At 42.0% G+C, this 16,536-nt stretch carries 12 protein-coding genes; 9 read left to right on the top strand and 3 right to left on the bottom strand.

Annotated elements, in window-relative coordinates:
- The first annotated feature begins 61 nt into the window (after positions 1-61).
- From DXB54_RS09540 to DXB54_RS09520, 5 genes are all read left to right on the top strand, one after another.
- Positions 62-1,612: a Na+/H+ antiporter NhaC family protein gene (locus DXB54_RS09540; RefSeq protein ID WP_021937474.1), complete on the top strand. Its 1,551-nt coding sequence runs from the start codon at positions 62-64 to the stop codon at positions 1,610-1,612.
- A gap of 107 nt (positions 1,613-1,719) precedes the next feature.
- Positions 1,720-2,826, top strand: a complete 1,107-nt coding sequence (locus tag DXB54_RS09535) for a tRNA dihydrouridine synthase (protein WP_118695052.1) — start codon at positions 1,720-1,722, stop codon at positions 2,824-2,826.
- Positions 2,827-3,029: 203 nt separating this feature from the next.
- On the top strand, positions 3,030-5,147 hold the full coding sequence (locus DXB54_RS09530) for a SulP family inorganic anion transporter (RefSeq protein WP_118695051.1): 2,118 nt from the start codon (positions 3,030-3,032) through the stop codon (positions 5,145-5,147).
- A 512-nt stretch (positions 5,148-5,659) separates the two neighbouring features.
- Positions 5,660-7,411, top strand: coding sequence for an aspartate--tRNA ligase (gene aspS, locus DXB54_RS09525; RefSeq protein ID WP_021937477.1), 1,752 nt, complete (start codon positions 5,660-5,662; stop codon positions 7,409-7,411).
- Between the two features lie 46 nt (positions 7,412-7,457).
- The gene (locus DXB54_RS09520; protein ID WP_118695050.1) at positions 7,458-8,060 is read left to right on the top strand and encodes a hypothetical protein; all 603 of its coding nucleotides are present in this window, start codon (positions 7,458-7,460) and stop codon (positions 8,058-8,060) included.
- A 133-nt stretch (positions 8,061-8,193) separates the two neighbouring features.
- On the opposite strand, the gene DXB54_RS09515 is transcribed toward DXB54_RS09520, so the two are convergent.
- Both DXB54_RS09515 and DXB54_RS09510 read right to left on the bottom strand, forming a co-directional pair.
- Positions 8,194-9,495 carry a sensor histidine kinase gene (locus tag DXB54_RS09515; protein ID WP_118695049.1) on the bottom strand — a complete coding sequence of 434 codons (1,302 nt, stop codon included), beginning with the start codon at positions 9,493-9,495 and terminating at the stop codon, positions 8,194-8,196.
- On the bottom strand, positions 9,473-10,213 hold the full coding sequence (locus DXB54_RS09510) for a LytR/AlgR family response regulator transcription factor (RefSeq protein ID WP_118695048.1): 741 nt from the start codon (positions 10,211-10,213) through the stop codon (positions 9,473-9,475). The genes DXB54_RS09515 and DXB54_RS09510 overlap by 23 nt, the downstream gene beginning before the upstream one ends.
- Before the next feature lie 331 nt (positions 10,214-10,544).
- On the opposite strand from DXB54_RS09510, the gene DXB54_RS09505 reads away from it, so the two are divergent.
- Together DXB54_RS09505 and DXB54_RS11890 are read left to right on the top strand one after the other, a co-directional pair.
- On the top strand, positions 10,545-11,159 hold the full coding sequence (locus tag DXB54_RS09505; RefSeq protein ID WP_118695047.1) for an accessory gene regulator B family protein: 615 nt from the start codon (positions 10,545-10,547) through the stop codon (positions 11,157-11,159).
- A 2-nt stretch (positions 11,160-11,161) separates the two neighbouring features.
- Positions 11,162-11,314, top strand: coding sequence for a hypothetical protein (locus DXB54_RS11890; RefSeq protein WP_021937482.1), 153 nt, complete (start codon positions 11,162-11,164; stop codon positions 11,312-11,314).
- A gap of 159 nt (positions 11,315-11,473) precedes the next feature.
- On the opposite strand, the gene typA is transcribed toward DXB54_RS11890, so the two are convergent.
- Positions 11,474-13,300 carry a translational GTPase TypA gene (gene typA / locus DXB54_RS09500; protein WP_118695046.1) on the bottom strand — a complete coding sequence of 609 codons (1,827 nt, stop codon included), beginning with the start codon at positions 13,298-13,300 and terminating at the stop codon, positions 11,474-11,476.
- 230 nt (positions 13,301-13,530) lie between these two features.
- Here typA and DXB54_RS09495 point away from each other — a divergent pair, with 230 nt between their 5' ends.
- Together DXB54_RS09495 and DXB54_RS09490 are read left to right on the top strand one after the other, a co-directional pair.
- Positions 13,531-15,612: a tetratricopeptide repeat protein gene (locus DXB54_RS09495; RefSeq protein WP_118695045.1), complete on the top strand. Its 2,082-nt coding sequence runs from the start codon at positions 13,531-13,533 to the stop codon at positions 15,610-15,612.
- Between the two features lie 40 nt (positions 15,613-15,652).
- On the top strand, positions 15,653-16,504 hold the full coding sequence (locus tag DXB54_RS09490; RefSeq protein ID WP_118695044.1) for a class I SAM-dependent DNA methyltransferase: 852 nt from the start codon (positions 15,653-15,655) through the stop codon (positions 16,502-16,504).
- Positions 16,505-16,536: the final 32 nt, after the last annotated feature.

The raw sequence follows: 16,536 nt of genomic DNA, 5'->3' as shown, positions 1-16,536 counted from the left end.
ATTTATAGTAATGATGTAGGTGACATCGTTACGCCTTACTATAACGAGAGGGGATAAAAGTATGATTAACGCAGCAGCTTACACACCGGACATGTATGCCACGTTCTGGGCATTGATACCACCGGTGGTTGCCATTGTGCTGGCACTTATTACTAAGGAAGTGTACAGCTCATTGTTTATTGGTATTGTGATAGGAGGAGTTTTTTATTCAAATTTCCGGTTTGAGGAAACAGTAAATCATGTATTCCAGGATGGATTTGTAGGGGTGCTTACAGATGGTGGAAATATGGGTATAATCATTTTCCTTGTAATTCTTGGAACTATGGTTGCAATGATGAACAAGGCGGGAGGTTCTGCCGCGTTCGGACGATGGGCATCAGTCCACATCAAGACCAGGATAGGTGCACAGCTTGCAACACTGGTACTTGGCGTACTTATCTTTATTGATGACTACTTCAACTGCCTTACAGTAGGTAGTGTTATGAGACCGGTAACCGACAAACATCAGGTATCAAGAGCTAAGCTGGCATACCTTATTGATGCCACTGCGGCACCTGTATGTATCATTGCACCGGTATCATCCTGGGCAGCAGCAGTTACAGGATTTGTAAAGGATGAGGATGGCTTCGGACTGTTCCTTAAGGCCATTCCGTATAACTATTACGCACTCTTTACAATAATTGCGATGATAATCCTTATTGTATTCAAGATCGACTTCGGATCTATGAGGATACATGAGGCCAATGCCATGAAGGGAGATCTGTTCACAACACCTGACAGACCTTATGAGAATGCTGAGAGTGGAAAAGACAAGAGCGATGGTAAGGTTATTGATCTGGTGTTCCCTATAGTTGTTCTTATAATTGCTTGTATAATCGGAATGATATATACAGGCGGATTCTTCAGCGGAGCAAGCTTCATAGAGGCATTTTCAAACAGTGTTGCTTCAGTGGGACTTATGTACGGAAGCTTTTTTGCATTTGCAATCACTGTTATATTCTATATGATCAGACGCTCAATGAAGTTTTCTGAGGCAATGGGATGTCTTCCTGAGGGCTTCAAGGCAATGGTTCCTGCCATTCTGATACTTACTATGGCATGGACTCTTAAGGCTATGACAGACAGCCTTGGTGCCAAGGAATATGTTAAGGCAGTCGTAGGTGGTATGCCGGATTCATTTGCAACATTTATTCCTGCAATAATATTCCTTATTGCATGTTTCCTTGCATTTGCCACAGGAACATCATGGGGAACCTTCGGTATCCTTATCCCTATCGTTGTAAATGTATTCCAGGGAACAGATCACACAATGATGGTAATTGCTATCTCGGCATGTATGGCAGGTGCAGTATGCGGAGATCACTGCTCACCTATTTCGGATACAACAATCATGGCTTCGGCGGGAGCACAGTGTAACCATCTGAATCATGTATCCACACAGCTTCCGTATGCTCTTACAGTGGCGGCTATATCCTGTCTGACATATATTGTGGCAGGCTTCGCGAAGAATCCGTTTGTACCGTTTGCAGCAGGACTCGCTATGATGTGCCTGGTATTCTATATCATAAAAAGACTGTCAGTTAAGAAGGCAGTAAGGGTTGAGGACATTTAAATATATCAGTAAAATAACATATATTGCATAAATCGAGTAGGAGAAGCCTACTCGATTTTGCGTAATGAGCCTTTTGCTCGGTTTAAGGACATATAAGGAGAAACAAAATGCGTATATACATGGCACCTATGGAGGGCATAACAGGCTATATATACAGAACTACATACGACAGATATTTTTCCGGAGTGGACAAATATTTTACACCCTTTATAGTTCCGGCTATAGGCAGACCTTTGCGAGGCAGGGAGCTTAAGGACATTCTCCCGGAGAATAACAATGGCATGAATGTGATACCGCAGCTCCTGACAAATGACAGTGAGGCATTTCTCAAGACAGCGAGATTTCTTAAGGACTATGGCTATGATGAGGTAAATCTTAATCTTGGATGCCCCTCCGGTACAGTGGTGAGCAAGAACCGGGGCTCGGGACAGCTTTATGATACAGATAAGCTGGACAGATTTCTCTACGAGATATTTGCCGCAGATGTTGTAAAGATCTCCATAAAGACCAGAGTGGGAAAGGACAGCCACAGCGAGTGGCAGGACATCCTTGACATATATAATAAATATCCCATCACAGAGCTGATAGTCCATCCAAGGATACAAAAGGAATATTACAAGGGCAGGGCAGCAGTGGAGGACTATCTGTATGCACAGAAGAATTATCCGGGAAAGCTGTGCTATAATGGGGATATAAATTCTGTAGAAGACTATCAACGGCTGGCTGATACGTTAGGGACTCAAATTGTGGATGACCATACTAATGATAGAAGCAATACAGAGGATATAAATAATGTTGTGAATAAAGCTTCGAATGATAAAGAATTAGCAGTAATGCTGGGGCGGGGCTTGATCGCGGACCCGTATCTTCCGCGAAGACTTAAAAAGGCGGAGGAGTTAAGGGAAGACAAAGGATTTAGCCCGGAAGGGGTGCTAAAGGCGGAGAATATATCGACTTCAGGAAAAGTAGTTAAAGACGTAAAAATATTAAAGGGTTTTCATGATGAACTTTATGACAGATATTGCTCGGAGCTTGGGGCAGGAAATACCTCGTTCAAGATGAAGGAACTCTGGGCATATATGGGAAAGCTTTTTGATGAAGGTGATAGCAGCCGTAAAGCATTAAAGAAGATAATGAAAGCCAGGAATGAAAATGAGTACAGAGTTGCAGTGAACGCTTTATTTGATATAAAAGAAAAGCACGCTGGCATTTAGTGAGATGTGAAGATTGATAGAGATTGTGTCAAGTTTTCTATGAAAACTTGACATGCAGCGTCAGCCCTTTGCCGAAGGCAAATTTTAAATGGGCTGATGTTCAAAGCTTGTGTCAAGTTTTCTATGAAAACTTGACATGCAGCGTCAGCCCTCGCCGTAGGCGATTTATTATGGGCTGATGTTCAAAATGCGGGGGGTAAATTATGAAGATTTCAATAGCACATACCATCAGAAATTATAATAAGAAAAATCTCCTTCCGGACATAATTGCCGGAATAATAATTGCGGCAGTTTCCATACCTATATCCATGGGATATGCCCAGATAGCGGGTTTGCCGGCGGTATACGGACTGTATGGTTCCGTGTTCCCAATATTGATATTTGCACTGTTTTCAACATCACCACAGTTCATATTCGGTGTGGATGCGGCACCGGCAGCTTTGGTAGGGGCAGCACTCCTCACCATGGGTGTTGAGGCAGGAAGTGAGCAGGCTATGGAGATAGTGCCAATAATCACATTCTTTACAGCATTTTGGCTTATCCTGTTCTTTGTATTTAAAGCAGGTAAACTGGTGAATTACATATCCACACCGGTTATGGGCGGATTCATATCAGGAATATGCTGCACCATAATCCTTATGCAGGTGCCGAAGCTGTTTGGCGGTACGGCGGGAACAGGTGAGGGCGTAGAGCTTGTGATACATATAGTTAAGTCATTAAGAAATATAAACGTAGTTTCCCTTATTCTCGGCTGCGTGGCTCTTGTGATACTTATAGTTTCCAAAAAGCTTATGCCGAAATTCCCTATGGCTATAGTTATAATGATTGCGGGGGCGGTAATGTCAAAGCTGCTATCCTTAGGGGAGTATGGTGTTACAATGTTAGCTGCCGTGGAGTCCGGGGCACCACACCTGGTTATACCACAGATATATTCCTATAACGTGACAAATATTATCGGTGTGAGCCTTACGGTTGCCGTGGTTATCATGGCGGAAACATTGCTGGCAGAGAATTCATTTGCCCAGAAGAACGGATACAGACTTAACGATAATCAGGAGATACTGGCGTTTGCCCTTGGAAATCTGGCAGGAGCGTTTACAGGCTGCTGTCCTATAAACGGCTCTGTATCAAGAACCACCATGAGCGAGCAGTATGGTGGGAAGACACAGCTTACAAGTATAATTGCCGGATTTGCCATGTTGATGTTATTGCTGTTCGGCACAGGCTTCATAGGGTACCTTCCTGTGCCTGTACTTACTGCAATAGTGATCTCAGCCCTTATGAGTGCAGTGGAGTTTCATCTTGCGGTGAGACTCTTTAAGGTGAACAAGGCAGAATTTTATATATTTGTGGGAGCATTTGCAGGGGTACTGCTTCTGGGTACCATCTACGGAGTTGTCATTGGCATTATTCTTTCGTTTGTAAATGTTATTAAGCTGGCGGCAGATCCTCCAAGATGCTTCTTAGGTGTATTGCCGGGAAATGATACATTTGTGGATATATCCAGGTTTAAGCATATATATCCTATCAGAAACGTAGTAGTATACAGGTTCAGCAGTAACCTGTTCTTCGCGAATATTGCTATATTTCAGAAGGACATAGAGGACGGAATAAAGGAAGACACAAAGGCTGTGATACTTGATGCGTCAGGAATAGGCAGCATAGATGTGACGGCGGCAGAACGCCTTGATATCATATACAGAAAACTGAAGAGTAAGGGGATAAAGTTCTACATGACTGAGCATATCACAGATGTGAACAGACAGCTCAGAAAATATGGACTGACAGATATGTTCGAGGATGGGGCGGTGAGAAAGACACTGGTGATCGCTCTGAAGGATCTGGGAATAGAGCCTCCATATCCAGTAGAAGGAAACCACAGCACCAATCATTCACTGGTTCGAAGGAGAGTGGAGAACAGCGTAGAGGAATATGTATGGGCATATGGTGACGAGGCTTTTAGTGCCATAGAAAGCCAGATAGAAAAGGAAATAGAGAAGCTTAAGCTTACAAAGGATTTTGACAGCCTTATAAGCGGTAACTGGAACGAGCTGGCTACAATTGATGAGGAAGAGTGGCTGGAACATCTGGAGGCCCATATCGCAGAAATCGGAAGAATATCAGGAGAGGATGAGGAGAACATTGCCAGAAGGATTGAGATCCGTCGTAAGAAGATCCACGATAAGCTTAAGGCAGATCATCCGGAACTCCTTGAACGAATGGAGCAACGCCATAAAAACTTTGATGAACAGTTAAAGAAACACCACCCGGAGGTTTACGAGAAGCTCAAAGAGTTGATGAAAAATATAGATGTACAGTAAATGTAAGCTGAGTGCGTAATAGACATATGCTGTATAGATGGCATAAACAGAAAAATGAGCGTGTATTCAGTTATATTATATTCACGGTAATGGACACTTGACAATATCAACCACCTGGACTATAATTTATGGGTAATTTTGACAGAATATATAAGGCAATGACGGAGACAAGTAATATCAGTTATCGCTTACAGCGAGCCGGAGATGGTGTAAGTCCGACAGAGTGAATTGATACGAATAACACTCTAACAGCCGTGAACTGAAATCTGTGATCAGAGAGTAGGGGAGCCGTTGCTGTGCGTTAAGCAGCATATTAAGGGACCGGAGAGAGATCAGACCGAGAAGCTATAGTGATCGGTGGCATTTTAATATGCATTTGAATTCCCGGTAATGCAGGTGGCACCGCGGACAGTAGAGAGCTTATGTTCGTCCTGAATATTCGCAATATGAGTATTCAGGATAAACATAAGCTCTTTAATTTTTTAATAACAGAAAAAATCAGGAGGAAAGCAATGACAATCAAAAACATTTATCGTGACAGAGTATTAAATGAGATCACAGAAGCAGATGTAACGTCAACAGTCAGAGTTGCCGGATGGGTAGAGAATATCCGTGACCACGGTGGAGTTTCGTTTATCGATCTTCGTGACATGTATGGTGTGCTTCAGGTAGTTATGCGTGATACATCACTTCTTGACGGCATCACAAAGGAAGACTGTATATCAATAGAAGGTGTTATAGAGCACAGAGACGAGGAGACATACAATCCTAAGATTCCTACAGGAACAATAGAACTTGAGGCTCATAAGGTTGATATCCTCGGAAAGGTGTATAAGCAGATTCCGTTTGAGATCATGACATCCAAGGAGACAAGAGAGGATGTAAGATTAAAGTACAGATATCTTGACCTGAGAAATAAAAAGGTAAAGGATAACATGATATTCAGAAGTCAGGTTATAAGCTACCTTCGTTCAAAGATGACAGAGATGGGCTTCATGGAGATCCAGACCCCTATCCTTTGCGCATCATCACCTGAGGGAGCAAGAGATTATATCGTTCCATCAAGAAAGTTTAAGGGCAAGTTCTACGCACTTCCGCAGGCACCACAGCAGTATAAGCAGTTACTTATGGTGGCCGGATTTGACAAATATTTCCAGATCGCTCCTTGCTTCAGAGACGAGGATGCAAGAGCAGATCGTTCACCTGGAGAGTTTTATCAGCTTGACTTTGAGATGAGCTTTGCTACCCAGGAGGATGTATTTAAGGTAGGAGAAGAAGTTCTCTCAGCGACATTTGAGAAATTTGCACCTGAAGGTGCAGTTGTAACACAGGCTCCATACCCTATCATCAGCTACAAGCAGGCTATGCTTGAGTTCGGTACAGATAAGCCTGACCTCAGAAACCCACTTAGAATAATCGATCTTACGGATTTCTTTCAGAGATGTACATTTAAGCCGTTCCACGGCAAGACCGTAAGGGCTATAAATGTTCATGCAAAGCTTTCAAAGGGACAGCACGAGAAGCTTCTTAAGTATGCACAGAGCATAGGCATGGGCGGACTCGGATACCTTGAGGTTCTTGAAGACGGAAGCTATAAGGGACCTATCGACAAGTTCATTCCGGATGACATGAAGTCAGAGATCGCTGATACAGCTAAGCTTTCAGCAGGAGATACAATATTCTTTATCGCAGATGTAGAGGAGCTTGCAGCATCATTTGCAGGTCAGCTTCGTACAGAGATTGGTAACAGACTTGATCTTCTTGAGAAAAATGCTTTCAGATTTTGTTATATTAACGATTTCCCAATGTATGAGTACGACAAGGAAGAGAAGAAGATTATATTCACCCATAATCCATTCTCAATGCCACAGGGGGGCCTTGAGGCACTTAATACAAAGGATCCTCTTGATATACTTGCTTACCAGTATGATATCGTATGTAATGGTATTGAGCTTTCATCAGGTGCCGTAAGAAACCATGACATGCAGATTATGGTTAAGGCATTTGAAATAGCAGGCTATACAGAGGAAGATCTTAAGACAAAGTTCGGCGCACTGTACAATGCATTTCAGTTCGGAGCCCCACCACATGCAGGTATGGCACCGGGCGTAGACCGTATGATAATGCTCTTAAGAAATGAAGAGAATATTCGTGAGATCATCCCATTCCCTATGAACGGAAATGCCCAGGATCTTATGTGCGGTGCACCCGGGGAGGTTACAGAGCAGCAGCTTCGAGAGGTTCATATTAAGGTAAGACAGTAACTAAAATGTATTACAAATTTTGATATATAAAAGGTGGCAAGAGGAAATGAAGAGAATTATAAGCATAAAATCAGTGTCACTTTGCCTGTTGATGTGTGTGGCAGCATTTTCATTTGCCGGCTGCAGTTCTGAGGATGAGGACAAGCCGGGCGGAAATAATGTAAAGGTTGCCAGTGAGGATAATACAGAAGCAACAGACACTGAAGCAGGAGAGTATCAGCAGGGAGATATAGAATATACTTCCGGAGATAAATGGCAGCTAAGCAGTACCTATGCCGATACCATGATATTTGATGATTCAGAGAACCATGAACAATGCAATATAACTGTTGCTGCCACAGAAACCACCTATCTCAAGAAGCTTGAGAAGGAATATATTGCTTCTATGGAGGATACTTACGGAACCGATTATGTATCTGCAAATAAAAAGTTTGGGGAGTTTTCTTATGATGTATATTCGTATACAGGTAAGAATAAGAAAGATACCAGGTATGGCTACGATATATATATACACATAGATGAGAAGAGGGTTATATATATAGAAAATGTATATGATATGTCAAGAGAAAAAGCTTCCGGTGACGTATTTGAACTGCTTAATACGGTAAAGACCATCGCAGAAGATACCCAGGCTGTTTCAGAGGAGTAGACTGTAGCAGTATCGGACAGATATACAAACTTAATATAGAAAAATAGAACGTAAAGAAAAACCTTCAGTTGAATTAAATATGGATATCAACTGAAGGTTTTTTAGTATTACAGAAAAATGAACCGGATTAAAATTATATTCTGAAGCCTATCCTCAAACCATTGCCGGTAGGAAGCTTAAGCTTTTCTAACATGATCTCTCCGTTGTTTCTGGTTATTATATAGTTAAGGTTTGAAAGCCCTATTCCATGCTGCGGTTTGTTGAATACCTTTGTAGTAAATCCCGGCCTGAAGAGCTTATCCATAAAGTTATCAGGAAGAGGATTGCATGGATTTGACACTGAGAATTCCACCTTGCCGTCCCGATGTTTTATTACGATATCAATGTTATAATTCTGACCGTCCGGTAGTGCAGGCATAGCACCCACAGCCTCCATTGCATTATCAATCAGAATTCCGGCGCATCGTGATAATTCATACTCGGGAAGAGTACTGGTGAGATTCTGTGACATCGGATTTATATTTATTGTAATTCCCTCTTTTTCTGCCGCTTTCTGCTTGCTGAACAGCATTGCTGCAAATATCTTCATGTTGATCTTAAGCAGCTTGGAACTTTCAATATCCACGGACATGCTCGAATATCCTTCATTGATGGCATATGCCAGCTCGTCATATGTTTTGTACAGACATGGCAGAGCCTTTATATTCTGCAGCTTGTTATCATAATCGTGCTGACGTCTTATTACATCTTTGATCAGGTCTTCAATAATAGGCTGATACTGTATGTAGCTAGCGAGCTTGCTGTTTTCCTCGATGATCGTTTGGTTTTGCTTGGCCAAGAATATAGACATTGTGGCAAAAACAAGGAGAATTACAACCATATATGGAAGTATTTTTATATTCATCAACGGAAATGATTTGGACATGACTATATCCCCGGTAACTATCAGATAAACAAGCAATACGGAAGACTTTACCATCATGTTGCTGTTGCACAGTTTGTCAAATAATTTTTTGACAGGAAGTACCAGTACAATTATCAAGGTTAATAATGCTATAATTCCCAGACCTAACGCCTGTGTTTTATAATTATCAAGGGAAGCTGTTGCTATAGCCACAGGCATTACAGCCATGGTTGCGTTTTCTGCAATATCAAGGTAGACATTATAGATGGCGGTCAACATAAGACCATTTAACGGTGTCAGTCTGAAGCAGATTATCTGAAGTAATACGGATATGCAGTAACCCAGTAACCAACCGGTTAGTTCGTTAGGTATAAGACCACATAAAGGTGGGATAAAAATGGAAGCCAGCCATACGAGAAATATTGGGAGCTTTTTCTTTCCCTTGATACCAGACAGTCCTGAAAAAATTATGAGCATAATGGTTGCTTCGCCGACACAGCCGGGAAGACTACCTAATATGTCTTTTATCATTGAATGCCTCCCTTATTTCCGAAATATACACCCTTCCCATGGGAAGAGATATAACATTACCGTTTTCTATTGCATCAGTATGGCACATTCTTGTGGTATAGTCAACATTTGTCACATGATTGAGGTTGACAATATAACACTTGTGACACCTGAGCATGTATCCCGGAAGTGTAGGCATCAGGCGGCTGAGTCGCCATGTACTTGAGGATATGCAATCATCCTCGGTTTTTATCTTTATTACACCTTTTATGGAAGAAATATATACTATTTTGTTAGGGTCTATTGGAACTGCTATACCATTTTCCGTCCTGAGGATTATGTTATCATTTTTCTTTGTGTTTTGTCTTGCCAGGGAATCAATAGTATCCATGAGAAGGCTTTCGTCCACAGGCTTTGGTATGAAAGAGTAGCAATGGACATCATTCACAGCCTCGTATATTCTTGACTCATAGGATGTTATGAATATAACAGGGGTATTAGTATATTTTGTCAGTTCTTTTATGTGTACACCAAGGGACACACCATCTGGATCGTCTTCGGTGTCTGTCAGCATTATATCCAGGACAAATATATCTATATATGCCGCAGTGTCTATTATATTCATGGCTTCTTTGTATGTACCTGATGTAGTTACAGATATATCAGGAAAATTGTCTTCGATCAGCACCTTTAGATATTTCAGTTGGATAGGATCATCCTCAACTAGTAAAAGTCTCATATTCTTTCTCTCTCTATTGAAAAGCGGTCCATTAAAAATTTGGCTTTTGTTATAGCACCTCTTATTACGGATGCCTTCCCCTCACTAAGGGAACAGGTATACCGATAAGGATATGCCCAAATATACGATGATTATATCATTTATAACATTGTTTTAAAAGGACAATCCGGAGAGAAACTAAAAAAATTTCGAAAAGGATCGAAAAAAGTTATAAAAAAAAACAAACGGAATATTTACAAACAATAATCAATATGAGAAAATAACGTCAGAACATAAAGTGACATAAATAGAACTGTTATACATTGGATAAAGGGGAAAAAGACATAAAGATATGGATATTAATGCGACATTGTGTAACAAAATAGTTGATAATATGATGAAATATGTCGAAAACGACAAGGAAACACAAAAGGAGAAGCTTAATTATTATATCAGGGTTATTATGGACGGTGTGGGGAATTTTGCGATAATGCTTCTGGTGTTCCTGCTATCAGGCTTTGGTATAGAATATATTGCCTGTTATATAGCATTAAGTGTTACAAGAACATTCCTTGGAGGTTTTCACTTAAAGACAGGTGATCAGTGCCTCATGATGACCTTTGGGGTGTTTTATGTATGTATTGTGCTTGGACATATATGTGATGTGGCAATACCGGCGAAGCTTTTAGTTCTTATATGCTGGATACTTGTAGTGTGGCTTTATGGACCTTTTAAATCGCCTCAGAGACCAAGGTATAGTGATGCAAAGAAGCAGAGGTTCAGGATAATGGCCACTACAGGAGGCTGCATAGTGGTAATATGCAGTATTATATTTGGTAAATATGTGTTTTCCGGATGCATTATGTGGGTAATGATCTACCAGCTTACGGAGAGCATATTATTTATAGCACATGAAAGGATAAATAACTTGAATGCGCATAAGACGTTTAAGGGAAAGGAGGGATAACCATGAAGAACGAGACAAAGATCAAGGCAGTAAAGGTTGTTAGTGATGTTCTTGAAGACATCATTGGTGATGTTATGAACCTTACAGGCTCAAACATTAAGTGGGGCGAGGTTGAGATGCCTGACTGTGTAAGAAAGACTCTTGAAGAAGAGTAGGCATTTGTATTCAATTTCAAACAGGAGAAAATATTTATGCATTAAGGGATTTGTGTAGATGTTTTCGAAAGAACATAAGGCATACAGGATCGAGTAGTACCTGTATGCCTTATGCTTTTTCTATATCTGTATTTTTAATATATCTAAATCAAGTTGATCTTACTTTCTGTTTGCTCTGTAACGGGCAGTATGATCAAGGATCTTCTTTCTGATTCTGAAGGTCTTTGGTGTGATCTCAAGAAGCTCATCTGTATCAATGAAGTCAAGAGCCTGCTCAAGAGACATGATCTTAGGAGGAGATAACTTCAATGCGTCGTCTGATCCTGAAGCTCGTGTATTTGTAAGCTGCTTCTTCTTACATACATTTACCTCGATGTCCTCGGCACGAGGGTTCTCACCTACAACCATTCCTGCGTATACTTCCTCACCCGGTCCGATGAAGAGAGTACCACGCTCCTGGGCATTGAAGAGACCGTATGTGATAGAGGTTCCTGACTCGAATGCGATAAGTGATCCCTTCTGACGGTAGCTCATATCACCCTTGTATGGCATATAATCATCAAATATTGTGTTGATGATACCATTTCCCTTTGTGGCAGTCATGAAATCACCACGGAAACCGATAAGACCTCTTGACGGAACAAGGAATTCAAGCTTTGTTGTGCCGTTTCCTGTAGGAGCCATTCCCTGGAGTTCGCCCTTTCTAAGGTTCAACATGCTGATGACCGTACCGCAAAACTCATCCGGCACATCAATATATGCGATCTCAAACGGCTCAAGCTTCTTGCCTCTTTCGTCTTCCTTGTAGATAACCTCAGCCTTACTAACGGCAAATTCATATCCCTCACGACGCATGTTCTCAATGAGGACTGACAGGTGAAGCTCGCCACGGCCGCTTACCTTAAATGCTTCTGTAGTTTCTGTTTCTTCAACACGAAGGCTGACATCAGTGTTTAACTCACGGAACAGTCTTTCACGAAGATGTCTTGATGTAACGAACTTACCATCCTTTCCTGCAAGAGGGGAGTCATTTACCATGAAGGTCATGGCGATGGTTGGCTCAGATATCTTCTGGAATGGGATTGGATCAGGGTTTTCTGGAGAACAGAGTGTATCACCGATCTGCACATCTGCAATACCGGATACAGCTACGATAGAACCGATCTGTGCTTCCTTGACCTCTACCTTGTCAAGACCTTCATACTCGAAGAGCTTACCGATCTTAACCTTTACCAGCTTGTCAGGATCGTGCTCATTTACAATTACAAGGTCCTCATTTATACGGAGAACTCCGTTATCTACCTTACCTACACCTATTCTTCCCACATACTCGTTGTAATCTATTGTGCTTACAAGCATCTGTACGCCGGCGTCCGGATCACCGGTAGGAGCAGGGATATAATCAATTATAGTATCGAAGAGCGGTTTCATGTCTGTTCCCGGCTCATTCATGTCAAGGCTTGCAACACCTGTCTTTGCTGAGGCAAATACAAATGGGCAGTCAAGCTGTTCGTCATTTGCATCAAGCTCAAGAAGAAGCTCAAGTACCTCGTCAACAACCTCTGCTGGTCTTGCCTCTGGACGGTCACACTTGTTGACGCAGACAATAACTGAGAGATTAAGCTCCAGTGCCTTCTTAAGAACGAACTTTGTCTGAGGCATTGCACCCTCAAAAGCGTCTACCACAAGGATAACACCATTTACCATCTTGAGAACTCGCTCAACCTCGCCACCGAAGTCGGCATGTCCCGGAGTATCGATAATATTGATCTTTGTGTTGCCGTAGGTTACGGCTGTGTTCTTGGAAAGGATAGTGATACCTCTTTCACGCTCGATATCATTGGAGTCCATTACTCGTTCTGCAACCTCCTGGTTGTCACGGAATACTCCACTCTGTTTTAAAAGCTCATCAACTAATGTTGTCTTGCCATGATCTACATGGGCGATAATGGCAACATTTCTAACATCATCTCTGGTGATTTTCATAATTATGCACCTTTTTCTCTTTCAAAAAAAATTTATTTTTTCACAACGCTTCAATTCTAGCACAGTGAAATTATCATTTCAATTATTATAATGAACAAAAAATTGAATATTAATTGTAATTCCTGCAAACATTTCCCTAATATATTTGTTTTTTCATTTTCAACAGAAGAGAAATACGATATAATGAAGGTTGATGTTTAAGGTCGAGAAATCACAAGGAGGACCACCGGATGGGATACGATGACGAGAATAATGGAACTGCTGAATATGACGGCGAGGATTCCACTACCGTACTTACAGCAGGAATGAATAATAACAATAATAGTAATAATAGCAATAATGGCAACACCGGAACAACTGTGAACCAGTACAGCGTAAACCTGGCAGACATGAATGAAGGATTTGCAGGTCAGAGCGGTTATGGGACACAGAACAGTGGTTTTGTGAACCAGAGCAATTATGGCAATCAGACTGAGGGCTTTATGAACCAGAGCAATTATGGCAATCAGACTGAGGGTTTTATGAACCAGAGCAATTATGGCAATCAGACTGAGGGCTTTATGAACCAGAGCAATTATGGCAATCAGACTGAGGGTTTCATGAACCAGAATAATTATGGTGCGCAGACAGGTTACGGTGCACAAAATGGTGGTTATCCGGGCGGCGGATATAATGGTGCAGCAAATGGCTACAATAATTATTATGGTAATCAAGGCTATAACAACTACAATGATCCGCAGAAGGGATTCGCAGGGCAGCCGGGATACGGTGCTCCGGATAATTTCGGCAGCCGGAACGATTTCGGCACACCGGATAATTTTAATGCACAAAATTACCCGGAAGCAGGAAAATCCGGGGAAGGGAAAAAGGCTTCCAAGGCAGAAAAGAAAGCTGCAGGGAAGGCTTTGAAGGCTTCAGTAAACAATGGTAATGGAGGAAAGTCCCATAAGAAGACAGGCCTTATCGTCACTCTTGTGGTGGTGGTTCTGCTTCTTGCTGCGGCAGCAGGTGCTTATTTCATGTTCTTCACGCCGGAGAAGAGACTTGACAGAGCTATGGAAAATGCCAAGAAGGCCATGAAGGAGCAGCGATATGATGATGCAGAGAAGTACTACAGAGATGCTCTCGATATAGACGACAAGAACATGGAAGCTGTAAATGGCTGCATGGATGCTCTTATAAAGGCGAAAAAGAATGAGGACGCTAAGGCACAGTACGCTAAGTTCAGGGAAGAGATAAAGAAGTACAGCGAGAAGGATGTCAAGAGCAGAGGCGAACAGCTTGACGAGTTCTATGCTAAGGCAGGGGATATGTACGAAGAGGGTAGTGATGAATATGTAACCATAGTTGAGGAAGGCTACGATATAATTGGCTCTGATGCCATAAGGGATGAACTTGTTGTTGCCTATATAAAGAACGCTGACGACTATGTTACATACACTGATTATGATGCAAGAATTGAAGTGTATAATAAGGCACTGGCACTGGCACCGGACAACAAGGATGCCCTTGACAACAGAGCAGGCTGTGTTAGAGATGCATTAGAGGGCATGATCAACAATGGCGACTATGACGGAGCTGAGGCATTTATAGACAGGTACAGGGATGTGGTCACAGGTGTAGATTATGATATATATGAAAGCCAGATAGAGACCTTCAGGAAAAATCAGGCAATGATCAAGGAGACCATGGAGAATGCTGAGAGCTATATGGCAGACAGGGATTATGAGTCAATGCTTTCTATAGATAACAGTGAAGGCGCAGAGCTCATATATAGTACAATGCAGGGTGACCAGTATATATACGCAGATGACGAGGATACTACAGACTATACAGGAACAGCCGTGGCTCTGTGCAGGTTAGATGACGGATACTATTTCTATTATGGATCCTTTGAAAATGGTGAAAGATCCGGAGAGGGAAACTGCTTTGTGTCAACAGGCGACAGCACCTACAGGGCATATGAGGGCTCATGGTCAGGCGGAGATCCAAATGGTGCAGGAAAGACAATAGAATGTGCTATCAGTGATGGCGGTGGAGAGGCATATACATGCTATTATACAGGAAATCTTGTGAATGGACTTTTTGATGGTACTGTAAGTGCCAGCCTTGAGGCTGGTGGAAGCACATACACAGGTTCATTTACTGCCAGCAACGGTGCTGTATCAGATGTGTCGGATAATTATCCAAACTATACTTTTGGTGGAATCTACAGCAAGATATATGTTGTTATGGAAAATGGTACAAGCCAGTGCTGGTATGATGGATTTGAAGATGGAGACAAGATAGGTGTTCTGGGATACGGCAAGTAAGCAGCCGGGACATAAATGATGATCAGACATGGAGAGATATATGGATTGCTACAATAGTTTTGCCAGGGTGTATGACGAGCTTATGGACAACATTCCCTACAGGGAGTGGGCAGACTACATTCTGGGACTTTTAAAGGAATATGGTATAGAGAATGGTCTGGTGGCAGAGCTTGGCTGTGGCACAGGCAATATAACTGAGCTGTTGAGTGATGCAGGCTATGACATGATAGGTATCGACAACTCAGAGGATATGCTTGAGGTGGCAAATGAAAAGAAGCAGCTTCACGGAAATGACAGCATACTGTACCTTCTGCAGGATATGGAGGAATTTGAACTCTTCGGAACAGTGAATGCCATAATATGTGTCTGCGACAGTATCAATTATGTTACGGACAAGGCAGGAATCACCGAGGTATTCCGCCTGGCAAATAATTATCTTGAGGCAGGCAGCATCTTCATCTGTGATTTTAAGACCAGGCATTACTTCCGGGATGTGGTAGGTGAGTCCGTGATCGCAGAGGACAGAGACGACATCAGCTTCATCTGGGACAATTACTATGATGAAGAGCAGAATATAAATGAGCTGGCACTGAGCCTTTTTGTAAGAGAAGATGTTCTTAAAAGAACCGCGGCGGGTGAGGAAAAAGCAGAAAAAGGCTGCGGCAGTGATGATTATACCGGTGCAGACGGTGGAGCAATATACAGAAAGTATCAGGAATACCATTATCAGATAGGCCTTGATATTGAGGAAATGAAAAAATGTGTGGAGGAGTCCGGTATGGAGCTTGTTGCCATGTATGATGCATTTACCCATGAACCGGCAACCCATGACAGCGAGAGAGTATATGTTATTGCAAGAGAGACAAAGCAGAGCAACAAATTCTACTGTTAAAGGCAAGGAGTTGGAAATATTGATAAAAACAG

Origin of the sequence: Coprococcus sp. OM04-5BH (assembly GCF_003482105.1) — a bacterium.
Classification (GTDB): Bacteria; Bacillota; Clostridia; order Lachnospirales; family Lachnospiraceae; genus Coprococcus.
Note: the sequence above shows the minus strand (reverse complement) of the source record. Positions and strands in the feature narration are given on the sequence as shown.